Here is a 21,526-nt window from a genome sequence, read left to right on the forward strand (position 1 = left end):
AAATGATACACGTTTTGATTGTAGACGATCACCAAATAGTGGGTGAAGGTACGAAAAATATGATCGAATTAGAAGAAGATATTCAAGCAACATACATTTTAAACGAACAGGAAGCAATTTCTCAAAGTTCAAAAACACCTTTTGATATATATCTTTTAGACATGAACATGCCTAATTATAGTGGACTTGATGTGGCTCAAAAACTTTTACACATACAACCAGATGCAAAAATTATTCTCTACACAGGCTTCGAATATTTATCACAATTTAATTTATTAATAGATTCTGGTATTAGCGGTATTGTTAGCAAATCAGCATCACAGCAAGAGTTATTAATGGCTATTCGGGCCGTCTTAAATGGGTATACTTTAATTCCAATTTCTTTATTGCGACAACTTCGAGTTGAAGATATGACTGTTGATAACTTAGATACGAAAAGAGCATCAAGCCATGTTACAATTACACAAAAAGAATTAGAAATTCTTGAATCCATTGCGAAAGGAAAAAGTAATAAACAAATTGCAGATGAATTATATATGAGTTCTAGGGCTGTTGAATATAATTTAACGAAACTGTTTAAAAAGTTCAAGGTGAGTTCTCGTTCTGAAGCATTAGCTGAAGCTGTTCGAAAAGGTATAATAAATGTAAATGTATAATAAAGACATTCTACCAAAAGGTAGAATGTCTTTTCATTTATCCTTTTACATTTTCTAATGTCATAACGGATGGAATTTCATTCGGCTGTAATAGTCTTAACAACTGCATACCAACTCCTGCTATCCCTACAAACATACCAAATGATTGAATATCATCTGGTGCATCACATTGATAACTACCAGTTTCTCTATAATTATTAATAACTTGTATGCCAATTTGTAACGCCTGTTCATACAATTCTTTATTACCATACAACTGTGAAACAGCCAATAGTAATTCCGTGTCCCCCATATTCCCATGACATAATGTATCATTATTTTTAAATCCATACTTTCGTACATTATCTACAGCCACTCGAATTTCTTCGTCCATTTCTACATCTTCTTCATAGCTTCTTACTAAAACTCTACTCAATCCTATTCCAGTGGAACCGTGGCACCATTGATGTAAGCACTTCTTCTCACTCTCTCTTGTGTCTTTCCACGCACTTTCTTCTTTTTCAAACAATGATCGATCATAAGCAAATGCTTTTTTAGCTAAATCAATATATTCTTGATTCCTATTCATAATCCCTGAACGCCATAAGCTCCAAGCGATACCACTCGTCCCATGAGAAAAACCGCCTAAATAACTGTTAGTATGTTTATTCTTCCACGCTACTCCACTTTCTAATATTGATACATTTTCCACCAAATGCTTACTGTACATATCAGCAAGATCTAAATAATCTTGATCCTTTGTCATTTCAAATAAATTAAGAGCCACTTGAATAACTCCTGCTGAGCCACTTAACAAATCAAACTCTTCTTCTTCTTTGAGCCTTTCTTTTAATTCTACTTTTATTTCTTCTAAAAAATCCTGATATTCTTTTCTAGGACTTATAGATTGAAAATGTGCTAATGGATATAACAATGAATATTTACCCAAGAAGGTCGATAGAAGCCCCTTCGCTTTCGATAAAGGGTTCATCGCTGACTTCAACGCCTTATGAGCAACCTCTAAATATTTTTCGTTTCCCGTAACCTTATTTAGATACAATAAGAATAGTGCTACGCCACCTAAACCGTCATATAAATTTTGCTTCATCGGGGCAACATACCACTTGTCGTGAATAACATTTGCTTGTAACCATGATGCTGTTGTTTTATCATCTGATAATACTACATTCTCTACTAAAGACTCTCCGATATTTATAGCTTCCTGCAAGATTGTCTCCTGATGATTTTCTAATAATTCACTTCTGTAATCCTCTTTTCTTCTCACTTTAATATCAACATCTCTATTTCCCTGTATTGCCAACTTCAGCCACCCTCGTTGCTTTTCCAATTCCTTATCATCAAAATGATAAATTCTATTATATACTTGCTCATAACCGCTCTCCTTAAAAAAGTCTTCCATCCTTTCACCTGTACTACTATATAGATCTCGTGAATCTGTAAAAGTCGTAAATATAGGAACATCCGCACGTAATAAGTCTTGAATCTCATGAATGACTAGCCCCTTATTTTCATATGGGTAATACCATACTCTTTCAAATAATTGTTCCAATAAAATTGAATCTCTCATATAGTCTGGGTGTGTAGACTCTTGTAAGAAATTACAATATTGTTGAGTCGCCCTAGCAACAATGCGAATTTTATTTTCTCTAAATGTAATTAAAGGTCCTCTTTCTGATAAAATCTCTTCCTTATACTCAATAAAAAATTTACACATTTCCTGAAAACCATCAATAATAAAGGTTAAATAATCCTCTACATAAATTTCTTCTACTCCAAGTTTCGGTAGATTTTTAGCACTTTGACTTTTGGCTTCTTTCATAGTAAATTCCATTTCATCCTTACTATTTTGACTTAAGGCCAGCACCTTAAACGGCAAATCTTGCTCTTTTCCATTTAAAGCACTTAAATCTATACCTTTTCCATCGATGTTTTGAAACATAGCTTGCGGTAACAATCCAGATCCTATCACTGAGTCGCTTTGTTCATATTTCAATTTTACTTCCGCACTATCCGGAAAATTCAGTTTTGGATATTGATGAAAAATCGTCTCCGAATCAATAATGTATGGATACTCTCCATGAGCAATTATATTTTCAAAATGCAAATCAGCACCTTTTAACATATACATTAAACCAATCAACTTACCAAAACGTAAATAGTAGCGCTCCACCTCTTCTTTAGAAGAGCACGGTTTATACAATATTTTTTCTTCCCATCCATATTCACCAAAGTCTAAAACTTTATATGATGGAAGTTGTATACTTCCACTTACCTCATTCATCCATTCTAAAAATGCATGGTACGATTTCGTAATTTCCATAGACTTTGGCTTGTATAAAATTTCTTTACCTGAAGAGAATACAAGCTGGACAACTGTTTTCCCTTCTTGATGTGTATCTCCTAATCCAACCTTAATTTTGCTTAATGATACATCCTGCAATTGAAATTCTTTTTGTAACTGTAGCCAATTTTCATTCAAACGAAATAGTAACATTTGAACATTTTGTATAAAATACTCTGTTCTCAAAATTAACCTTCGTGTTAATGTTGCGTATTCCTCATAGAACGCAATTAAATTCTCCTTATTTCTAGCTTTCTCTCTGACAAAGGAAAGAAATCGCTCTTCTGGAGTCTCTCCTACTAGTTCTTCCCTTAGTTTTGCAATATTAAATTCTAAGACTAGTGATCGCACCGCATTATTTAATAACTCTTCTACTAAAGATCGCACTAGCATTTCTTTAATCTCTTCATGCTCATAACGTATCTTATTTAATCTATATTTCAACGAACTATCTATCATTTCGGCTGCATAAAGTGCAAACGGCCTAACAAATTCTATAAACCCTAAATCTTCCTCTGCACTTAATGACTTACTTTCACACAACTCTATTCCTATTTCTAACATGCGCAAATTCACATGTTCATTTAATTCATCTATATATAAATGCTCTTTTGATTCAGGGATTTTCTCAATTAAACTCGCAAAATCTTCTTTTGTCATTTCATTCATTTTTAATTTAAAATCAAAATCAGCTTTATTACTTCTAAACATTTTATCTATCCATTTATTTAATTGGGCTAAATTTAAATCCTCCGATAATAATAAATCTCTTCTACTCTTTAGCGTTTTATAACGCTCTTTCAAATTAAGACTCTTCGCAAATGCCTTTTCATTTATATATGAGTGAATTAACATAATAATTTAATCCCCTTCCTTATTTTAAAATCCATATTCCAATAAATTGGTCCCCTTCAGGGGAAACAGATTCCAACATTCGATTTTTCGCATTCGAATATTGGAATCTGTTTCATTCAAAAGGAGATGAATACCCCTTTCGAATGAAACCTATCTACTTACAAATTTTAATTGATGCCGTTATTCCTATAATTACTCCCACACAAAGTGGTGTTGTTTCTGGTTGTACATCCGATGCCCCTTGGATTTCCGCTAATTCTTCCTCACTTAATTCATTTAGCGCTTTTCCAGATGGGTGTTTCGGTAAGTCTTTTAACTTTTCTCTTACTTGGGGATCTTTCCAAGCCTCTACTAACTCTTCTTTTGTGAACTTGTATTCTTTTGACATTTCATTCATCCTCTCGTTTTGTTTTTTATTTTATTTACAAATCTTAATTGACGTTGTTAATCCTATAATTACTCCCACACAAAGTGGTGTTGTTTCTGGTTGTACATCCGATGCCCCTTGGATTTCCGCTAATTCTTCCTCACTTAATTCATTTAGCGCTTTTCCAGATGGGTGTTTCGGTAAGTCTTTTAACTTTTCTCTTACTTGGGGATCTTTCCAAGCCTCTACTAACTCTTCTTTTGTGAACTTGTATCCTTTTGACATTTCATTCATCCTCTCGTTTTGGTTTTTATTTTATTTACAAATCTTAATTGACGTTGTTAATCCTATAATTACTCCCACACAAAGCGGCGTTGTTTCTGGTTGTACATCCGATGCCCCTTGAATTTCCGCTAATTCTTCCTCACTTAATTCGTTTAGTGCTTTTCCTGATGGGTGTTTCGGTAAGTCTTTTAACTTTTCTCTTACTTGGGGATCTTTCCAAGCCTCTACTAACTCTTCTTTTGTGAACTTGTATCCTTTTGACATTTCATTCATCCTCTCGTTTTGTTTTTTATTTTTATTTACAAATCTTAATTGACGTTGTTAATCCTATAATTACTCCCACACAAAGCGGCGTTGTTTCTGGTTGTACATCCGATGCCCCTTGAATTTCCGCTAGTTCTTCTTCGCTTAATTCATTTAACGCTTTTCCTGATGGGTGTTTCGGTAAGTCTTTTAATTTTTCTCTTACTTGTGGATCTTTCCATGCCTCTACTAACTCTTCTTTTGTAAACTTGTAGCCTTTTGTCATTTCATTCATCCTCTCGTTTTGTTTTTTATTTTTATTTACAAATCTTAATTGACGTTGTTAATCCTATAATTACTCCCACACAAAGTGGTGTTGTTTCTGGTTGTACATCCGATGCCCCTTGAATTTCCGCTAATTCTTCTTCGCTTAATTCATTTAACGCTTTTCCTGATGGATGTTTCGGTAAATCTTTTAATTTTTCTCTTACTTGTGGATCTTTCCATGCCTCTACTAACTCTTCTTTTGTAAACTTGTAGCCTTTTGTCATTTCATTCATCCTCTCATTTTGTTTTTTATTTTTATTTACAAATCTTAATTGACGTTGTTAATCCTATAATTACTCCCACACAAAGTGGTGTTGTTTCTGGTTGTACATCCGATGCCCCTTGAATTTCCGCTAATTCTTCTTCGCTTAATTCATTTAACGCTTTTCCTGATGGATGTTTCGGTAAATCTTTTAATTTTTCTCTTACTTGTGGATCTTTCCATGCCTCTACTAACTCTTCTTTTGTAAACTTGTAGCCTTTTGTCATTTCATTCATCCTCTCATTTTGTTTTTTATTTTTATTTACAAATCTTAATTGACGTTGTTAATCCTATAATTACTCCCACACAAAGTGGTGTTGTTTCTGGTTGTACATCTGATGCCCCTTGAATTTCCGCTAGTTCTTCTTCGCTTAATTCATTTAACGCTTTACCCGATGGATGTTTCGGTAAATCTTTTAACTTTTCTCTTACTTGTGGATCTTTCCAAGCCTCTACTAACTCTTCTTTTGTGAACTTGTATCCTTTTGAAATTTCATTCATCCTCTCATTTTGTTTTTTATTTTTATTTACAAATCTTAATTGACGTTGTTAATCCTATAATTACTCCCACACAAAGTGGTGTTGTTTCTGGTTGTACATCTGATGCCCCTTGAATTTCCGCTAGTTCTTCTTCGCTTAATTCATTTAACGCTTTACCCGATGGATGTTTCGGTAAATCTTTTAACTTTTCTCTTACTTGTGGATCTTTCCAAGCCTCTACTAACTCTTCTTTTGTGAACTTGTATCCTTTTGACATTTCATTCATCCTCTCATTTTGTTTTTTATTTTTATTTACAAATCTTAATTGACGTTGTTAATCCTATAATTACTCCCACACAAAGTGGTGTTGTTTCTGGTTGTACATCCGATGCCCCTTGGATTTCCGCTAATTCTTCCTCACTTAATTCATTTAGCGCTTTTCCAGATGGGTGTTTCGGTAAGTCTTTTAATTTTTCTCTTACTTGTGGATCTTTCCATGCTTCTACTAATCCCTCTTTTGTAAATTTAAATTTCTTAACCATTTCATTCCTCCTTTTGTTTTTCTATTCATTTGTTTATTTATTTGTTTGTTGTTCTCTACAGTTATAAATTTACAAGATTCAAAGTTTTTAGGTAACTTCGCAAAATTGCATATTTTTAACATTTTTAAAATAAAAAATTCCTAACCTACAAAATGTAAGTTAGGAATTTCAGCTCCGGATTCAACAGTAAATAAACAATAATAGGCTAACAATAACATCAAAAAAGCCCTTTGCACGTGGTATTTTTACTTACCACACAAAGGGCTTCTGCACAAAATAATATTAAAGTTTATATAACGCGCCCAGAGGGATTCGAACCCCCGGCAGACGTGGTACCGGAAACCACCGCTCTATCCGACTGAGCTATGGGCGCATGATTATAGAAAACACTTCATTTTCTTCTCATAATAATAGCAATAAAATCCATCTAAATCAATAAAAATATCCCCGTAATACCTTATGCATCTTAGCTAAAAGCATATAAAATCTATTTCACCCCTAAATTTTCCAATCATAAATTCACCCCAACTCACAAATTATAATCTTTGAATTGATATTCCAAAGGGGGCTTCATTCAATGACTGTAATTACGAAACTAAAGCAAACTGTTTCTGGATTAAAAAGTGCACAAGCTAGCTTAGAGGGATTCGCTCTTGATACGGATAACCAACAAGCGAAGCAACTTTTCCAAACAGCTGCGCAGCAAACACAAACGATTATCGATTCTTTAAACCCACGCGTTGAAGAAGTCCAACAAGAAGAACCACAATACTCACAGCAATAACAAATCAGTCTTGCTGTGAAATAGAAAAAGGATGATATGCAGTCATCCTTTTTCTATCACATTACATATTGCAATAGAAATGGAATGATAATTATGCGAAAACTCGGCCTCATAACCGCATTATTTGCACTTCTATTTAGCTCTTTTACCGGATGTGATAATAGTCCTTTAGATAAAAAAGTGAAAGAAGAAGCAAAACGAACGGAGAAAGAAAAAGGTCCAAAGTTAACAAAGACGAGTACGGAATCCTTTAATCAATCTATATCACAAGGAGCAAAGAAAAGAGCTCTCGCTATGGATGAAATTATAAAAAGCACAGCAGTGAATTCAAATTTAGATCTCTACATAGCAGTTACACCTGAGCATCACGAAAGGTTTGGATTAAAACCTCTTCGTAAAAAGCTTCAAAAGCAGCTAAGTGATGAGCATCCTACTTTCGATGTTCGTGTCAGTACAGATAAAAAAATCTTTATGTTACTCGAAAAACTCGAAAGAAAAATTAAGGAAAAAGAAGTATCTAAAGATGAAATTAATAAACAATTAAAATTCATTGGTAAAAAAATGGAGTCTAACACTTAACGCTTTTTAAAAGAAAAGGAAGGATTGCAATGTCTAGTAAAGATAAAAACTTAACCCCTGTACAACAGGAGTATAAAAAATTCGAACAAGAACGCGAACCGAAACGACCTGTCTTAAAAAATTGTATAAAAGCCTTTTTCGTCGGTGGTTTTATTTGCTTCATCGGACAACTTATTTCTACTTTTTACATCACATATTTTGATTTCACTGAACGCTCAGCAGGAAATCCAACAGTCGCAACTCTTATTTTCATTTCTATGTTACTAACTGGATTTGGTATATACGATCGTTTTGGACAGTTTGCTGGTGCTGGTACAGCTGTACCTGTTACTGGATTTGGTAACTCTGTTATTGCAGCATGCATCGAACACCGAACGGAAGGATTCGTCCTTGGTGTTGGCGGCAATATGTTTAAACTAGCGGGTTCTGTTATTTTATTTGGTGTATTTTCAGCTTTCGTCATCGCACTTATTAAAACGATTCTCGTTCAATGGGGAGGTCTATAAATGTTACAAGGACACCGAACGTGGGTATTTGAAAATAAACCCGTTATTATTTCGACAGGAGTCGTTGGTGGACCGTTTGAAGCAAAGGGGAACATCCCAGAAGACTTCGATATCCTTCATGAAGATTTATGGCTCGGACAAGATTCCTATGAAAAAGCACATAAAATTTTATTCGAAGAAGCTTGTAGTCGCGCTACTGAAAAAGCAGAGCTTCGTAAAGATGATATTCAATTTGTACTTGCAGGAGATTTAATCAATCAAATTACTCCAACAAGCTTTGCTTGCCGGACACTTGGCACTCCTTATCTCGGATTATTCGGGGCTTGTTCTACTTCTATGGAAGGTTTAGCACTTGGGGCAAGTATCGTAAATGCAAAAGGCGCAAAATATTTATTAACTGGTGCATCCAGTCATAATACAGCTGTAGAAAAACAATTCCGCTATCCTACCGAATACGGCGGACAAAAGCCACCTACTGCACAGTGGACAGTAACCGGAGCAGGAGCCGCCATTTTAAGCGATACTGGACATGGTCCAAGAGTAACCTCTGCAACAATCGGACGAGTGGTTGATATGGGCTTAACGGATCCGTTTAATATGGGAGGCGCAATGGCTCCAGCTGCAGTTGATACAATTGAAGCCCATTTACGTGAACGCCAAATTGATGCCTCTTACTACGATTTAATCGTAACAGGCGATCTCGGACATGTAGGACGCGAAATTGCTTATGACTTACTACATAAACACGGAACGAAAGTAACGAGCGAACAATTTCAAGATTGCGGAATTATCATTTATAGAGAAGGACAACCAGTCATAGCTGGTGCTAGCGGGCCTGGATGTTCCGCAACAGTCGTGTACGGTCATTTATTAAACCGAATGAAAAGAGGAGAGTTCAAAAAAATACTTGTCGTTGCGACAGGCGCTTTACTATCTCCACTTACATTCCAACAAGAAGAAACGATTCCGTGTATCGCTCACGCCGTTTCGATTGAATTTGGAGGTGCAACGCAATGATTTTTTTCTGGGCTTTCGTCATCGGCGGACTCATATGCGTAATCGGACAACTTATGTTTGATGTCGGCAAGTTAACACCAGCTCATACAATGGCAACACTCGTTGTTGCTGGAGCTATATTAGATGGATTTAATTTGTATGAGCCATTAATTGATTTCGCTGGAGCCGGGGCAACTGTACCTATTACAAGCTTTGGTAATGCCCTCGTTCATGGCGCAATGGAAGAAGCTGCAAAACATGGCATCGTTGGCGTTATTACTGGCATGTTTAAAGTAACGAGCGCCGGCGTATCCGCGGCTATTATTTTCGGCTTCATAGGTGCATTGTTATTTAAACCGAAAGGATAAGGAGTGTTTGTATGACTGTTATCGCTAGCGTAAAAACTTGCCTTGCTAGTGTAAGAGGAGCTCAAGCAAGTTTAAGCTCTCTTTCATTAAATTCACAAGACGACGAATCCAAACGCGTATTTCATGAATGTATGTTAGAAATGGAAAACGTCATCGCTGATTTACAGAATAGAGTTTCAGTATTAGAACGTGAAGAACCTCAATATAAAGGGTTTTAAGTAGACTGGAGGAAATGACTATGTCTCACCTGCCGGAATGGACACTTGTCATTCTTCGCTCTGTATTCATATTAATTATTTTATTCGCTATTACGAAATGGTTAGGGAAAAGACAAATCTCTCAGCTCTCCTTTTTTGAATACATTGCCGGAATGACAATTGGTGACATCGCTGCCCAAGTATCTACAGGGCTCGATTCAAAATTTTTTCACGGCGTCTTTGCGATACTCATTTTCGCTGTGGTACCTTTTTTAACAGGAATCCTCTCTTTAAAGAACAAAACAGCTCGGGATTTCTTTGAAGGGAAATCTACCGTATTAATAAAAGATGGAAAGATACTCGAAGATAACTTAAAGAAAGAAAAATATACGAGTGACGAATTACTGGAACTTCTCCGTGGAAAAAGTGCGTTCAGCGTAGCTGAAGTCGAATTTGCTGTCTTAGAACCGAGTGGAGAATTAAATGTACTATTAAAGAAAGATTCTCAGCCACTTACTGCAAAAGACATCGGTTTAAAAGTACCAAACGAGAAAGAACCACAAACTGTTATTATGGATGGAAATGTACTAGATGAACCTCTTTCAGCAAGCGGACATAACCGCGCTTGGTTACATTCAGAATTAGAAAAACTCGGCGTTGTTATTGAAAATGTCTTTCTCGGTCAAGTCGATTCATACGGACAACTTACTATCGACATTTACAATGACAAACTCCAAATGCCTTCTCCTCAAAACAAACCTTTATTATTAGCATCTTTAAAAAAATGTCATGCTGATCTTGAACTATTTTCCCTAGAAACAAAGTCGAAATCAGCAAGCGAAATGTATAGTAAAAACGCGAAACAAATCGAAAAGATTTTAAATAAAGTAACCTATCTTTTAAAAGAGTAATTATCGAAAGAACGCTTCAGTTAAAAGGCGTTCTTTTCTTTTTTCTCCAGTTTTCATAACGTTTAAATTTATGTAATTCGGTTATGATGTTGAAGATACATAAGCAGGGAATTTCGAAAACATAGCGAATATTTCATGGTACAACTACATATTTTTTTGATTTAAAGTGGTTTCGTTTGACCTTTATTGACCATAATTGTATTATAAGACTAAGAAAGCTTTATAAGGAGGAAATAACAGATGAATTTAATTCCTACAGTAATTGAACAAACAAATCGTGGAGAACGCGCTTACGATATTTACTCTCGACTACTAAAAGACCGCATCATTATGCTTGGTAGTGCAATTGATGACAACGTAGCTAACTCAATCGTTTCCCAGCTTTTATTCTTGGAATCTCAAGATCCAGAAAAAGATATTCACATCTACATCAACAGCCCTGGTGGTTCTATCACAGCAGGTATGGCAATCTATGATACAATGCAGTTTATTAAGCCACAAGTATCAACAATCTGTATCGGTATGGCTGCATCTATGGGTGCATTCTTACTTGCAGCAGGTGAAAAAGGCAAACGTTATGCACTTCCAAACAGTGAAGTAATGATTCACCAACCACTTGGTGGAGCACAAGGTCAAGCGACTGAAATCGAAATCGCTGCAAAACGTATCCTATTCTTACGTGAAAAACTAAACCAAATTCTTGCTGACCGCACTGGTCAACCACTTGAAGTACTACAACGCGACACAGACCGCGACAACTTCATGACAGCGGAAAAAGCTTTAGAATACGGTTTAATCGATAAGATCTTTACAAATCGTTAATACTTAAAAGCGAAAGCGGCTCGTTTAGAATCGCAGGGCGATGGAGCCCCTGATTCCGAGGCGCTTTTTGCCTCGAATGAAGGGGCGAAACAACCGGAGATTCTAAACGCTAGAGCTAGATATAACTAAAAGCGGAAGCGCCCTATAATTGGGCGCTTCTTTTATATATTGTTCCCCGCTCACATACCCCATCCAGTATCCCTCTAAATATATCAACGATTTTGCAATTATATCGAACAAAACTCAAATTATATCAACGATTTTTTTAATATATCAACGGTTCGACACAACATATCGATTTACCGACAATCTCCGACAAGGACAAACCAGCTAAATACCCCTCCCCGCTAATCCGCACAAACAACAAAACAAAAAAACTATCGCATATACGCGATAGCTCTTTATTGTACATATGCAGCTAATGCTTCTAAAGCCTCTTCTGCATCTGAACCTTCTGTTGTAATTGTTATCATGCTTCCAGTTCCAATTGCTAAGCTCATAATCCCCATTATGCTCTTTGCATTTACTGTCTTTCCATCTTTCTCAATAAAGATATCTGCATGAAAGCGATTTGCCTCTTGTACAAACAACGCAGCCGGACGTGCTTGTAAACCGTTTTTTAATGAAACCTGAACTCGTTTTTGAACCACAGCTCCATTTCCCCTTTAACCTCTTATTTTTTTGCTACCGTTTCCCCCGCGCGTAATTTCTCTGCAATTTCATCGATTTTACGCAAACGATGATTAATACCCGATTTACTAATTTTCCCCCCGGATACCATCTCACCTAACTCTTTCAATGTTACATCTTGATAATCTCTTCGTAGTTGCGCAATCTCTTGTAGTTTATCTGGCAATATATCAAGACCAACCGTCTCATCAATATAGCGGATATTTTCAATCTGCCTTAGCGCTGCACCAATTGTTTTATTTAAATTAGCTGTTTCGCAGTTCACTAAACGATTTACGGAATTACGCATATCACGTACGATTCGAATATCTTCAAACCTTAAAAGTGCATTATGAGCACCAATAATATTTAAAAATTCCGTAATTTTCTCCGCTTCTTTCAAATACGTAATGTACCCTTTTCTTCTTTCCAACGTCTTACTATTTAAATCAAATCCGTTCATCAGTTCACATATAGCATCATTATGTTCCTTATATAACGAAAAGATCTCTAAATGATAAGATGATGTTTCTGGGTTATTTACTGAACCACCTGCTAAAAATGCACCGCGTAAATACGATCGTTTACAACACTTCTTCTCAATCAATTCTTGTGATATATTTCGAATAAATGAAAAGTCATCTCGAACGATATGAAGATCGGCTAATATTTCGCGAGACTTTTCAACAAGCCTTACGATATATACATTATTTTTCTTCAATCGCATTTTTTTACGAACAAGTAATTCTACCGTCACATCATATCCTTTTTTCAAAAGCGTATAAATCCTTCTTGCAATTGCCGCATTTTCTGTTTGAATATCGATAGATAGACGACGGTTTGAAAAAGAAAGCGATCCGTTCATTCGAAGTAACGCCGATAATTCTGCTTTCTCACAGCATTCTTTCACTTCAAGATTCGTCAACTCTTTCTTTGTTTCTGATGCAAATGACACAGTCAACACCTCCTTATACGATTATTATGGAACAAAATTCTTGTCCTATATGAATGAGGAGCGCCACCTCAAACGAGGCAACGCACATTTATAACAATGAATATAAAATCGAAGCTAACTTTAACGTATCATGCCTTACAACACGATCATCATACTTCGCTAATCCCTCTTGAATAACATCAATATTATTTTCAGCAAACCGTTCTTCATCCACTACAACTGGTGTAGACATTTCTTCCTCATATAACTTACGTAATTCACAAGGAATCTCACGGTTATTTACAATTGCAGTATTGATAAATGGTTGCCCTAAATGATCGTGTAACGCCTGCACATGATCAAAAGCAGTATATCCCATCGTTTCACCCGCTTGTGTCATAACGTTACATACATATACCTTCTTCGCCTTTGCAGCAAGAACAGCGTCCCCAATTTTGTTAACAACTAAGTTGGGTAATATACTCGTATACAAACTTCCTGGCCCGAAAACAAGTAAATCAGCTCGTTTAATCTCAGCCAACGTTTCATGCAATGGCTCTACATCTTCTGGAGTTAAAAAGACACGATTAATCTTCTTTCCGTAATAGGGAATCTTTGATTCACCTGTGACAATTTCCCCATCTTCAAGTTCCGCATGAAGTACCGCACTTTGATTCGCTGCTGGTAATACACGTCCTCTGACATTTAATACTTTACTTGTTTCCGTAATTGCATGGAAAAAGTCTCCTGTAATCGAGGTCATACCTGCCAACAATAGATTTCCTAACGCATGACCTTTCAGTCCGTCTCCTGTTGTGAAACGGTGCTGAAATAAAGCTTCCACCAGTGGCTCTACATCCGATAACGCAACCAGTACGTTACGGATGTCACCTGGAGGTGGAATTTCTAGCTCATCACGTAATCTACCCGAACTGCCACCATCATCAGCGATTGTAACAACTGCTGTAATATCAACAGGATATTGCTTTAATCCTCTTAATAAAACAGAGAGTCCAGTTCCGCCTCCCATGATGACAATTTTAGGCTTTCTCTCTTTTTTCATCCCTTAATGGCCCTTTCTCTTCTCCACATCACGATGAGATACATGAACACTATACTCTGGTTTCAAATGTTTCCCAAGGTATTCTGTAAGCGTAACAGAACGATGCTGTCCACCTGTACATCCAATTGCAATTACAAGTTGACTTTTGCCTTCTCTTTTATAATGAGGCAGCATGAAAGTAATCAGATCCGTCAACTTCTCTAAAAACTTATGTGTCTCATTAAATTTCAGTACATACGAAGAAACTTCTTCATCTAGTCCTGTTAATGGCTTCATATGTGGAATGTAATATGGATTTGGTAAAAAACGAACATCAAATACTAAATCTGCATCAATTGGAATCCCGTACTTAAATCCAAATGACATAACATTTACACGAAATGCTTGCTCAGTTTCTGTTGAGAACAAGTGAACAATTTTTTCACGTAATTCTTTCGGTTTTAAATCCGACGTATCAAGCACAATATTTGCTCGTGCCTTCATATCTGTTAATAAATTGCGCTCTGCTTCGATTCCCTTTAACGGCAAACCAGTTGGTGCAAGTGGATGCGAACGTCTCGTTTCTTTATAACGAGTTACAAGCGTACTATCTTTCGCATCTAAAAATAAAATATGAGGAATAATCCATGTACGTTCTGATAAATCATCAAGTGCTCCCCATAAATGCTCGAAAAACTCGCGGCCACGTAAATCAATACCAAGTGCCACTTTATTCATTTTCCCTTTTGAATCCGCCATAAGCTCAATAAACTTTGGCAATAACATCGGTGGTAAATTATCTACACAAAAATATCCTAAATCTTCAAAACTTTGTAAAGCTACTGTTTTTCCAGCTCCAGACATCCCTGTAATAATTACCATTTTTATATCATTATTCTCTGTCATCGTATCCTCTCCTTGACGGTTTAACTCGGATCTAATCGATATGAAAGCAACTCAAAATCTGGGGTATATACAAATGTACCGTAGATTATGCCATTTCCTTTAATTAAATAATCAATAATGTGATAATCTCCTGGCGCCATTGCTAAATCATCAATTTTATCAAATGTATGCCAACCAATGATGCCTTCTTCGCTCTCTAGTTTGTTTTCTCCTGCAAAATCTGTCGCTAAAAAGGAGAACATCATCCATTCAGAAACAACTTTATCACCTTCTTGGATGACAAAGGTGAAGACCCCCTTTAACGCTGGGTTTTTCAAATAAATACCTGTTTCTTCGCGATATTCGCGAACAACGGAATCTCTTACAGTCTCACCACGCTCCATTTTCCCGCCTGGTGCAACCCACCAATTTCGGCGAGGTTTTTGGAGTAAGAGTACTTCATTATCTCTAATTAACACACAGTTTGTCACTCTTTGCATGTTTCTTCACCTCAGCTACTTGCAGTAAAATTTCTCACTGCATACTTCTTTCATTATACTATCAAAAACAGTTTGCTACAACGAAGGAGCCAGTCCTCTTTCGCTAAGCATATGCTACTCAACAATTTTAAAAAAGCTTTCCATAACAAGCAATGTAAATGCTTAGACTTTTAATGAATAGCATGAAAAATCCCCTTAACGATTTTTATCGCCAAGGGGATTAAAGCCCTTATTTCTTACCGAAATAAGTAACAATCGCAAATCCTAAAATAAAGGTAATAATTGAACTTATAATTGAAAATCCGCCGGTTGGAATACCAGGGAACACAATTACAATCGAACCGATAACTAGTCCAATAATTGCCGCAAATGTCATACTTTTATAACGATCTAATAAAAAACTAATGCCTTTACTACTTACAACAAATCCAACCATAACACCAGCACCGATAACCACGATTAAAGGTAAGTTAAGTGTAGTTAAAGCGTTAATTGCTGTTGGATACACACCAATAATTAATAAAATAAACGATCCACTAATCCCAGGAAGTAGCATAGCCATACTAGCCATCCATCCTGCGAAAAATAAACCAATTGCATTTAAAATTGTTAACGTCGTAATTGGATCTGCTGCCTTATCTGGTTTAAAGAAAGCTGTGATCGCAACAAGAATTGCTGCAACTATTAATAAAACAATGTGCTTACCTTTAAACGACGACTTTGCATCAGCTTCTCTCATTAACATCGGTAATATACTAATAATTAAACCGAGGAAGAAAAATTGAGTCGGTTCATAATGATTTGCAAGTAAATATTTAATAACATGACTTAACGTTAAAAACGCTGCTGCCACACCAGCTGCAAGTGGAATTAAAAACCCTAAATGTTTTTTCCATTCACGACTAAAGAATCCACTAATTGCCGCAAGCAATTGTTCATAAATCCCTAACACAACAGCGATTGTACCGCCGCTCACACCAGGAATTAAATCACTAACGCCCATACAAAATCCACGATATATATTACGCCATTCCATACTGAATAAATTCCTCATTTCTTATAGTGATTTTTTCCGTAAAGTCCAGTATATCAATAAGAAAGCTTATAATCCTTATATTTTTTGACAATACTTTGACATTTTCACACAAAAAAAGAAGAAAGCTCCTGTCGGTAGCTTTCTTCTCACAAGGTATATTATCCCTTATTTTTCTGATACAGTTTTTAATTCCTCTAATAATTCTTCTACGTAATGTTGTGCACTTTGTGCTGCAATACTACCGTCACCTGTTGCAGTTACAATTTGACGAAGCATTTTTTCACGAACATCACCAGCTGCGAAAATACCAGGGATTTTAGTTTCCATACGTTCGTTCGTTTCAAGGTAACCATTTTCATTTGTAATACCTAGTTCAACAAATGGTTTTGATAATGGTAACATACCGATGTATACGAATACGCCGTCAGTTTTGACTTCTTTCTCTTCTCCACTGTTTACGTCTACAAGTGTTACACTTCCTACTTTACCGCTTGCTTCGTTAATTTCTTTTATAGTGTGGTTCCAAATGAAATCTACTTTTTCGTTTTGGAAAGCACGGTCTTGTAAAATTTTCTGTGCACGAAGCGTGTCACGACGGTGAACGATCGTTACTTTTGATGCGAAGCGTGTTAAGAACACACCCTCTTCAACAGCAGAATCTCCACCGCCAATTACGATAAGTTCTTTTCCTTTAAAGAATGCCCCATCACATACTGCACAATATGATACCCCACGGCCGCCAAGTTCTGTTTCACCCGGTACACCAATTTTTTTATACTCTGCACCGCTTGCAACGATAATTGCACGTGCTTTATATTCTTTTTTACCAGCAATAATTGTTTTGTATTCTTTACCATCGATGACTTCTTTCACATCACCGTATGCATATTCAGCACCAAATTTCTTCGCATGCTCGAACATTTTATTTGATAAGTCTGGTCCTAAAATAGACTCATAACCTGGGTAGTTTTCTACATCTTCCGTGTTTGCCATTTGGCCACCTGGAATACCACGCTCAAGCATTAATGTGCTTAAATTTGCACGAGATGTATATACTGCAGCTGTCATACCAGCTGGTCCTGCACCAATAATAACGACATCATAAATTTTTTCTTCTGACACACTATTCACTCCTATCCATTCCTACACAATTAAGTTACCCTCATTATACTGTTAGCATCATTTTTTTCCCAATGATTTGCTTATCTTATGTGTGCGTACGCTTAACAGCTTGCACATACTTTCGGACAGTCGCTACAGATACATTATATACATCCCCAAGCTCCGACTGTGTCATTTTATTTCCTTGTTCGCCGCGTACAATGTATTCAATCGCAGCTGACCAGCCGTACACATTTGTAAATATGTCTCCAGATGTATATAAACGTATGAACGTACAAAACCAAAAGTGTAAACACTCTTCAATTAATTCATCATCTTTTTTCGTATAATTGTATAAGGCATCCGCGATTCTCGCGCACTGCTCAAATTGTTGTAAATCAGCTGGAATACTCTTATGACTATTAAGTAAAAAGAAGTACTTTGCAAGTTGCGATACGATGGGAACACCGTTCTTCGCTTGCGTTATATCAAAGAAGAATCCAACCTTCTCCGGCGTTGACAATTCATTCATTAAATATAAAGCTAGCATTTGTTCTTCTAGCGTCGCACTTTGCTGAAATGATTTTCGTAATTCTTCAAATAACACGTTTTGTCCTTCATCTGCTAAATTCAGCGCATTCCACGGTTCTTTTCCCTTTTTATCAGGATGCAATTCCACGACATGTTGCCACATTTTTTCAGCTAGTTGCTGATCTTTCACCATATACGCAGAATATGCAAACCAATAATAAAAACTAACGTCTCCTTCGTATCCTTGACGCTTTAATAGTTTGAACCATTTATATGCATGCTCGAAATAACCAATTGTTGCAAGTGTAGTTCCCAGTTTCAAACGATGTTCAAATGAAATCGGATATACCGAAACTAACTGTCCCGCTAACGCTTCTACTTGTTTATGCTCTCCAATTGAATATAGAAAAATAAGCGTATTACAAAGCGCATGTATATTACCAGGATTTTTCTCTAAAATCATTTCTGTTAACTTCAGTGCTTTGTCTACATTACCCGATTGAAAATGTGCAATGGCTAAATTATTATGACCTGACCAAAATTCCGGATAATCTTTCGTAACAATTTCTAATGTAGCAATTGCTTCTTCCAATTGTCCATTACGAATATAACGATTCGCTTCTTCCTGCATAACAATTAAATCATCTTCATCTTCAATCTCTTCCGCACCCATTGCTTCTTCTTCCATAATCTCAAGAAGTTCTAATGTATCTTCTACGAATTCCTTCTCTTTTGCAACTTCTAAATAACGATCCGCATATTTCTTCGCCTGTTGAAATAACCCCATATATGCATAATTATTTGCAATAAAATAATAGCACTGTTCAAGTTCTGGATTAGATCTAACTAACTTTAAGAAGATTTGGTTCGACTCTTGATATTCACCAGCCTCAGATAATACTGTTGCTAATTGACATAAAATAAACGGCTCCTTCTCACTTTGTGCCGCTCTTCGAAAATATTTAATTGCATCTTGCAATTTTTGCCCTTTGTAAGCTCTCATCCCTTTTTTATAAAAGAAGTCCGCTAATTGATTAAAAGAGATAACTTGTCCGTTCTCCTTATATATCCTTTGATTTTTCCCCATATATCCTCCAGTTTTTTGTTTTCTTCGCTCACACATTCTTCTATCTATAAGTATAAACGATTCCGTAAAAAACAAAACAGTATATTATACTCAATTATTTCCTTTTTATTCATAAAAAAAGAGGAGAAATGTTACATTTTCACCATGAACCTTCTCTTGCGGTCATTTGCTCTTTCGTATAAATAATACGCATTGGATTTCCACCTACGAAAGCACCGCTCGGTACATCTCTATGAACAAGTGTGCCAGCTGAGACAGTCGCACCGTCTCCAATTTTCACACCTGGTAATATTGTTACATTCGCTCCAATCATCACTTCATTTCCAATGACGATTTCCCCAAGTCGATATTCACGAATTAAATATTCATGCGCTAAAAGCGTTGTATTATAGCCAATAATCGAATTCTCTCCCACAGTTATCTTTTCCGGGAACATAATATCCGGCATTACCATAAGCGCAAATGATGTTTTCTTTCCTACTTTCATCCGTAAAAAAGTACGGTACAACCAATTCTTCACAGATAAAAATGGCGTGTAACGCGCAATTTGGATAATAATAAAGTTTTTCATTACCTTCCAAAAAGACACTGTTTTATACACATTCCATAATGAATTTTCTCCTGAAACAGGATAGCGCGTTGTCCGTCGCACTTAGCTCGCTCCTCTACTAACTTACTTGGACCTTTATGAACGGTTCATATTAGACAAAATCGGTAGCAAATCGCTCATTTTATCTAGCATAAAGTCCGGCTTGTAAGCCTCTAAATACGCTCTACCTTTCAGCGTCCATGAAACCGCAGCTGTTTTCGTCCCCGCATTTTGACCACCGACAATATCATGATGATTATCTCCAACCATCAATGCCTCTTCTGGTTTTGCATCTAATAATTCAAGCGCTTTTTCAAGTGGCTCTGGATGTGGTTTCACATGCTCTACATCATCAATTGTCACGACAACATCAAAAAATTCATCAAGCTTTGACAACTGTAATCCCATCTCAACGGTTTGTCTCGCTTTCGTTGTAACAATACCAACTTTATAACCTTGCTTCTTCAACTCTCGAACTGTTTCATATACAGTTTCATATTCTTCTACTAATTCATCATGATGATCATGGTTAAATTCGCGATAACTTGTAATCATCTCTTCAACCTTACTTTCATCAATCTTACTGAAAGTATCATGCAAAGATGGACCGATAAATGGCAACACATCTTCACGCTTATATTGATTTGGATAATACGTATTTAAAGTATGTAAAAAAGAAGAAATAATAAGTTCGTTTGTATTAATTAAAGTTCCATCTAAATCAAATAACACTGTATTTATTCTCATTGCCTTAGTCCTTTCGCCTTCCTGAATATGAAAGAAGCAGCATCTTATAATAAGATGCTACTTTTCTCTAATTTTCCGAATATCTTTTATCAGCTTGCCCCATTTTTCGTCTCACAATAATGAAAATAATAGAAATAACAACAAGTCCAATTGACATTACTTGTGCAATACGAAGTGGTCCTAGCATTAAACTATCTGTACGTAAGCCTTCTACGAAGAAGCGTCCTACTGAATACCAAATTAAATATGTGAAGAATAATTCCCCGCGGCGTAAATTCACTTTTCTTAATGCAAGTAGTAAAATTACACCTGCAAAATTCCATAATGATTCATATAAAAACGTCGGATGATAGTACACACCCTCAATATACATTTGATTAATAATGAAATCTGGTAAATGAAGACCTTCTAAAAACTGTCTCGTTACTTCATCACCATGCGCCTCTTGGTTCATAAAGTTTCCCCATCGGCCAATTGCTTGTCCTAATAAAATACTTGGTGCAGCAATATCCGCCAACTTCCAGAATGAAACCCCGCGTCGCTTTGCAAAAAGAATCCCTGTAATAACCGCTCCGATTAAACCACCATGAATCGCCAAGCCACCTTGACGAATATTAATAATTTGACTCGGGTTTTGCGCGTAATATTCCCATTCAAAAATAACATAGTACATTCTCGCAAATAGAATAGCGATCGGTACTGCAATTAATACAAGGTCAACAAATGTATCTTTTGGAATACCTAGCCTTTCTCCCTCGCGAGTTGCTAGCCAAAGACCTAATAGCACCCCTGTACCGATAATAATCCCGTACCAATAAACAGGAAACGGCCCAAGTTGGACAGCTACGCGGTCAAGCTGCGGTACAGAACCTAACAGCATATGT

General features: G+C 36.3%; 30 protein-coding genes and 1 tRNA gene. 9 read left to right on the plus strand and 22 right to left on the minus strand.

Annotated elements, in window-relative coordinates; genetic code table 11:
- Positions 1 to 2: 2 nt before the first annotated feature.
- Complete coding sequence (locus ACUXVC_RS25780) at positions 3 to 656, plus strand: response regulator (protein ID WP_000582194.1); 654 nt, start codon at positions 3 to 5, stop codon at positions 654 to 656.
- 37 nt (positions 657 to 693) lie between these two features.
- Here the strand turns inward: ACUXVC_RS25780 and ACUXVC_RS25785 are convergent, their stop codons facing one another.
- The 11 genes from ACUXVC_RS25785 to ACUXVC_RS25835 all read right to left on the minus strand — a co-directional run bounded on the left by ACUXVC_RS25785 (position 694) and on the right by ACUXVC_RS25835 (position 6,731).
- Positions 694 to 3,852 (minus strand): type 2 lanthipeptide synthetase LanM family protein, encoded by a 3,159-nt coding sequence (locus ACUXVC_RS25785; RefSeq protein WP_446025882.1) that lies wholly within the window; start codon positions 3,850 to 3,852, stop codon positions 694 to 696.
- Between the two features lie 154 nt (positions 3,853 to 4,006).
- A complete protein-coding gene (locus tag ACUXVC_RS25790) occupies positions 4,007 to 4,240 on the minus strand; it encodes a mersacidin family lantibiotic (protein WP_000032577.1) in 234 nt (77 codons plus the stop codon).
- A gap of 30 nt (positions 4,241 to 4,270) precedes the next feature.
- Entirely contained in the window at positions 4,271 to 4,504 is a 234-nt protein-coding gene (locus ACUXVC_RS25795; RefSeq protein ID WP_000033704.1) for a mersacidin family lantibiotic, read from the minus strand.
- 30 nt (positions 4,505 to 4,534) lie between these two features.
- Entirely contained in the window at positions 4,535 to 4,768 is a 234-nt protein-coding gene (locus ACUXVC_RS25800) for a mersacidin family lantibiotic (protein WP_000033704.1), read from the minus strand.
- Positions 4,769 to 4,799: 31 nt separating this feature from the next.
- Positions 4,800 to 5,033, minus strand: coding sequence for a mersacidin family lantibiotic (locus ACUXVC_RS25805; protein WP_000160316.1), 234 nt, complete (start codon positions 5,031 to 5,033; stop codon positions 4,800 to 4,802).
- A 31-nt stretch (positions 5,034 to 5,064) separates the two neighbouring features.
- Positions 5,065 to 5,298 (minus strand): mersacidin family lantibiotic, encoded by a 234-nt coding sequence (locus tag ACUXVC_RS25810; protein WP_000160316.1) that lies wholly within the window; start codon positions 5,296 to 5,298, stop codon positions 5,065 to 5,067.
- Positions 5,299 to 5,329: 31 nt separating this feature from the next.
- The gene (locus ACUXVC_RS25815; RefSeq protein WP_000160316.1) at positions 5,330 to 5,563 is read right to left on the minus strand and encodes a mersacidin family lantibiotic; all 234 of its coding nucleotides are present in this window, start codon (positions 5,561 to 5,563) and stop codon (positions 5,330 to 5,332) included.
- A 31-nt stretch (positions 5,564 to 5,594) separates the two neighbouring features.
- On the minus strand, positions 5,595 to 5,837 hold the full coding sequence (locus tag ACUXVC_RS25820; protein ID WP_255255468.1) for a mersacidin family lantibiotic: 243 nt from the start codon (positions 5,835 to 5,837) through the stop codon (positions 5,595 to 5,597).
- A gap of 22 nt (positions 5,838 to 5,859) precedes the next feature.
- Positions 5,860 to 6,093 carry a mersacidin family lantibiotic gene (locus ACUXVC_RS25825; protein ID WP_000033704.1) on the minus strand — a complete coding sequence of 78 codons (234 nt, stop codon included), beginning with the start codon at positions 6,091 to 6,093 and terminating at the stop codon, positions 5,860 to 5,862.
- Between the two features lie 31 nt (positions 6,094 to 6,124).
- The gene (locus tag ACUXVC_RS25830) at positions 6,125 to 6,358 is read right to left on the minus strand and encodes a mersacidin family lantibiotic (protein ID WP_095690008.1); all 234 of its coding nucleotides are present in this window, start codon (positions 6,356 to 6,358) and stop codon (positions 6,125 to 6,127) included.
- Between the two features lie 297 nt (positions 6,359 to 6,655).
- Positions 6,656 to 6,731 (minus strand) — tRNA-Arg (locus tag ACUXVC_RS25835).
- Positions 6,732 to 6,935: 204 nt separating this feature from the next.
- On the opposite strand from ACUXVC_RS25835, the gene ACUXVC_RS25840 reads away from it, so the two are divergent.
- The 8 genes from ACUXVC_RS25840 (at position 6,936) to clpP (ending at position 11,521) form a co-directional block, all read left to right on the plus strand.
- Positions 6,936 to 7,142, plus strand: a complete 207-nt coding sequence (locus ACUXVC_RS25840; protein WP_000216166.1) for a DUF1657 domain-containing protein — start codon at positions 6,936 to 6,938, stop codon at positions 7,140 to 7,142.
- Between the two features lie 93 nt (positions 7,143 to 7,235).
- Positions 7,236 to 7,721, plus strand: coding sequence for a YhcN/YlaJ family sporulation lipoprotein (locus tag ACUXVC_RS25845; RefSeq protein ID WP_001228545.1), 486 nt, complete (start codon positions 7,236 to 7,238; stop codon positions 7,719 to 7,721).
- A gap of 29 nt (positions 7,722 to 7,750) precedes the next feature.
- On the plus strand, positions 7,751 to 8,227 hold the full coding sequence (gene spoVAC / locus ACUXVC_RS25850) for a stage V sporulation protein AC (RefSeq protein ID WP_000095399.1): 477 nt from the start codon (positions 7,751 to 7,753) through the stop codon (positions 8,225 to 8,227).
- Positions 8,228 to 9,244, plus strand: a complete 1,017-nt coding sequence (spoVAD, locus tag ACUXVC_RS25855; protein WP_000938972.1) for a stage V sporulation protein AD — start codon at positions 8,228 to 8,230, stop codon at positions 9,242 to 9,244.
- On the plus strand, positions 9,241 to 9,591 hold the full coding sequence (gene spoVAE / locus ACUXVC_RS25860; RefSeq protein WP_000575919.1) for a stage V sporulation protein AE: 351 nt from the start codon (positions 9,241 to 9,243) through the stop codon (positions 9,589 to 9,591). The genes spoVAD and spoVAE overlap by 4 nt, the downstream gene beginning before the upstream one ends.
- 11 nt (positions 9,592 to 9,602) lie before the next feature.
- A complete protein-coding gene (locus ACUXVC_RS25865; protein ID WP_098976693.1) occupies positions 9,603 to 9,809 on the plus strand; it encodes a DUF1657 domain-containing protein in 207 nt (68 codons plus the stop codon).
- Positions 9,810 to 9,829: 20 nt separating this feature from the next.
- Entirely contained in the window at positions 9,830 to 10,699 is an 870-nt protein-coding gene (locus tag ACUXVC_RS25870; protein WP_060632849.1) for a DUF421 domain-containing protein, read from the plus strand.
- 240 nt (positions 10,700 to 10,939) lie between these two features.
- Positions 10,940 to 11,521, plus strand: coding sequence for an ATP-dependent Clp endopeptidase proteolytic subunit ClpP (clpP, locus tag ACUXVC_RS25875; RefSeq protein WP_001049162.1), 582 nt, complete (start codon positions 10,940 to 10,942; stop codon positions 11,519 to 11,521).
- A 401-nt stretch (positions 11,522 to 11,922) separates the two neighbouring features.
- Here clpP and ACUXVC_RS25880 read toward each other — a convergent pair whose 3' ends face one another.
- The 11 genes from ACUXVC_RS25880 to lgt form a co-directional block, all read right to left on the minus strand.
- Positions 11,923 to 12,171, minus strand: a complete 249-nt coding sequence (locus ACUXVC_RS25880) for an HPr family phosphocarrier protein (protein ID WP_000250307.1) — start codon at positions 12,169 to 12,171, stop codon at positions 11,923 to 11,925.
- 23 nt (positions 12,172 to 12,194) lie between these two features.
- Positions 12,195 to 13,145 carry a DNA-binding protein WhiA gene (gene whiA, locus ACUXVC_RS25885; protein ID WP_000006566.1) on the minus strand — a complete coding sequence of 317 codons (951 nt, stop codon included), beginning with the start codon at positions 13,143 to 13,145 and terminating at the stop codon, positions 12,195 to 12,197.
- Positions 13,146 to 13,233: 88 nt separating this feature from the next.
- The gene (locus ACUXVC_RS25890) at positions 13,234 to 14,187 is read right to left on the minus strand and encodes a gluconeogenesis factor YvcK family protein (protein ID WP_000712187.1); all 954 of its coding nucleotides are present in this window, start codon (positions 14,185 to 14,187) and stop codon (positions 13,234 to 13,236) included.
- 3 nt (positions 14,188 to 14,190) lie between these two features.
- Entirely contained in the window at positions 14,191 to 15,072 is an 882-nt protein-coding gene (gene rapZ / locus ACUXVC_RS25895) for an RNase adapter RapZ (RefSeq protein WP_000138459.1), read from the minus strand.
- A 20-nt stretch (positions 15,073 to 15,092) separates the two neighbouring features.
- On the minus strand, positions 15,093 to 15,551 hold the full coding sequence (locus ACUXVC_RS25900; RefSeq protein ID WP_001190080.1) for an NUDIX hydrolase: 459 nt from the start codon (positions 15,549 to 15,551) through the stop codon (positions 15,093 to 15,095).
- Between the two features lie 229 nt (positions 15,552 to 15,780).
- On the minus strand, positions 15,781 to 16,587 hold the full coding sequence (locus ACUXVC_RS25905) for a DUF368 domain-containing protein (RefSeq protein ID WP_000455196.1): 807 nt from the start codon (positions 16,585 to 16,587) through the stop codon (positions 15,781 to 15,783).
- Positions 16,588 to 16,752: 165 nt separating this feature from the next.
- Entirely contained in the window at positions 16,753 to 17,709 is a 957-nt protein-coding gene (trxB, locus tag ACUXVC_RS25910) for a thioredoxin-disulfide reductase (protein WP_001288078.1), read from the minus strand.
- An 85-nt stretch (positions 17,710 to 17,794) separates the two neighbouring features.
- Positions 17,795 to 19,306 carry a tetratricopeptide repeat protein gene (locus tag ACUXVC_RS25915; protein ID WP_000517723.1) on the minus strand — a complete coding sequence of 504 codons (1,512 nt, stop codon included), beginning with the start codon at positions 19,304 to 19,306 and terminating at the stop codon, positions 17,795 to 17,797.
- A 139-nt stretch (positions 19,307 to 19,445) separates the two neighbouring features.
- Positions 19,446 to 19,958 carry an acyltransferase gene (locus tag ACUXVC_RS25920; protein WP_001255070.1) on the minus strand — a complete coding sequence of 171 codons (513 nt, stop codon included), beginning with the start codon at positions 19,956 to 19,958 and terminating at the stop codon, positions 19,446 to 19,448.
- A 33-nt stretch (positions 19,959 to 19,991) separates the two neighbouring features.
- Positions 19,992 to 20,642 (minus strand): pyrophosphatase PpaX, encoded by a 651-nt coding sequence (ppaX, locus tag ACUXVC_RS25925; protein ID WP_089171975.1) that lies wholly within the window; start codon positions 20,640 to 20,642, stop codon positions 19,992 to 19,994.
- Positions 20,643 to 20,709: 67 nt separating this feature from the next.
- A complete protein-coding gene (gene lgt, locus ACUXVC_RS25930) occupies positions 20,710 to 21,522 on the minus strand; it encodes a prolipoprotein diacylglyceryl transferase (protein WP_000924240.1) in 813 nt (270 codons plus the stop codon).
- Between the last annotated feature and the right edge of the window lie 4 nt (positions 21,523 to 21,526).

The organism is Bacillus sp. N6, from assembly GCF_052805735.1.

Coding starts and splice junctions, on each gene's coding strand:
- ppaX (WP_089171975.1), bottom strand. CDS start 20,642: ATGAGAATAAATACAGTGTTATTTGATTTAGATGGAACTTTAATTAAT.
- ACUXVC_RS25865 (WP_098976693.1), top strand. CDS start 9,603: ATGACTGTTATCGCTAGCGTAAAAACTTGCCTTGCTAGTGTAAGAGGA.
- ACUXVC_RS25915 (WP_000517723.1), bottom strand. CDS start 19,306: ATGGGGAAAAATCAAAGGATATATAAGGAGAACGGACAAGTTATCTCT.
- lgt (WP_000924240.1), bottom strand. CDS start 21,522: ATGCTGTTAGGTTCTGTACCGCAGCTTGACCGCGTAGCTGTCCAACTT.
- ACUXVC_RS25905 (WP_000455196.1), bottom strand. CDS start 16,587: ATGGAATGGCGTAATATATATCGTGGATTTTGTATGGGCGTTAGTGAT.
- ACUXVC_RS25840 (WP_000216166.1), top strand. CDS start 6,936: ATGACTGTAATTACGAAACTAAAGCAAACTGTTTCTGGATTAAAAAGT.
- ACUXVC_RS25900 (WP_001190080.1), bottom strand. CDS start 15,551: ATGCAAAGAGTGACAAACTGTGTGTTAATTAGAGATAATGAAGTACTC.
- ACUXVC_RS25845 (WP_001228545.1), top strand. CDS start 7,236: ATGCGAAAACTCGGCCTCATAACCGCATTATTTGCACTTCTATTTAGC.
- ACUXVC_RS25805 (WP_000160316.1), bottom strand. CDS start 5,033: ATGACAAAAGGCTACAAGTTTACAAAAGAAGAGTTAGTAGAGGCATGG.
- rapZ (WP_000138459.1), bottom strand. CDS start 15,072: ATGACAGAGAATAATGATATAAAAATGGTAATTATTACAGGGATGTCT.
- spoVAD (WP_000938972.1), top strand. CDS start 8,228: ATGTTACAAGGACACCGAACGTGGGTATTTGAAAATAAACCCGTTATT.
- ACUXVC_RS25815 (WP_000160316.1), bottom strand. CDS start 5,563: ATGACAAAAGGCTACAAGTTTACAAAAGAAGAGTTAGTAGAGGCATGG.
- ACUXVC_RS25795 (WP_000033704.1), bottom strand. CDS start 4,504: ATGTCAAAAGGATACAAGTTCACAAAAGAAGAGTTAGTAGAGGCTTGG.
- clpP (WP_001049162.1), top strand. CDS start 10,940: ATGAATTTAATTCCTACAGTAATTGAACAAACAAATCGTGGAGAACGC.
- ACUXVC_RS25785 (WP_446025882.1), bottom strand. CDS start 3,852: ATGTTAATTCACTCATATATAAATGAAAAGGCATTTGCGAAGAGTCTT.
- spoVAE (WP_000575919.1), top strand. CDS start 9,241: ATGATTTTTTTCTGGGCTTTCGTCATCGGCGGACTCATATGCGTAATC.
- ACUXVC_RS25820 (WP_255255468.1), bottom strand. CDS start 5,837: ATGAATGAAATTTCAAAAGGATACAAGTTCACAAAAGAAGAGTTAGTA.
- ACUXVC_RS25890 (WP_000712187.1), bottom strand. CDS start 14,187: ATGAAAAAAGAGAGAAAGCCTAAAATTGTCATCATGGGAGGCGGAACT.
- ACUXVC_RS25825 (WP_000033704.1), bottom strand. CDS start 6,093: ATGTCAAAAGGATACAAGTTCACAAAAGAAGAGTTAGTAGAGGCTTGG.
- ACUXVC_RS25780 (WP_000582194.1), top strand. CDS start 3: ATGATACACGTTTTGATTGTAGACGATCACCAAATAGTGGGTGAAGGT.
- spoVAC (WP_000095399.1), top strand. CDS start 7,751: ATGTCTAGTAAAGATAAAAACTTAACCCCTGTACAACAGGAGTATAAA.
- ACUXVC_RS25870 (WP_060632849.1), top strand. CDS start 9,830: ATGTCTCACCTGCCGGAATGGACACTTGTCATTCTTCGCTCTGTATTC.
- ACUXVC_RS25830 (WP_095690008.1), bottom strand. CDS start 6,358: ATGGTTAAGAAATTTAAATTTACAAAAGAGGGATTAGTAGAAGCATGG.
- ACUXVC_RS25790 (WP_000032577.1), bottom strand. CDS start 4,240: ATGTCAAAAGAATACAAGTTCACAAAAGAAGAGTTAGTAGAGGCTTGG.
- ACUXVC_RS25800 (WP_000033704.1), bottom strand. CDS start 4,768: ATGTCAAAAGGATACAAGTTCACAAAAGAAGAGTTAGTAGAGGCTTGG.
- ACUXVC_RS25810 (WP_000160316.1), bottom strand. CDS start 5,298: ATGACAAAAGGCTACAAGTTTACAAAAGAAGAGTTAGTAGAGGCATGG.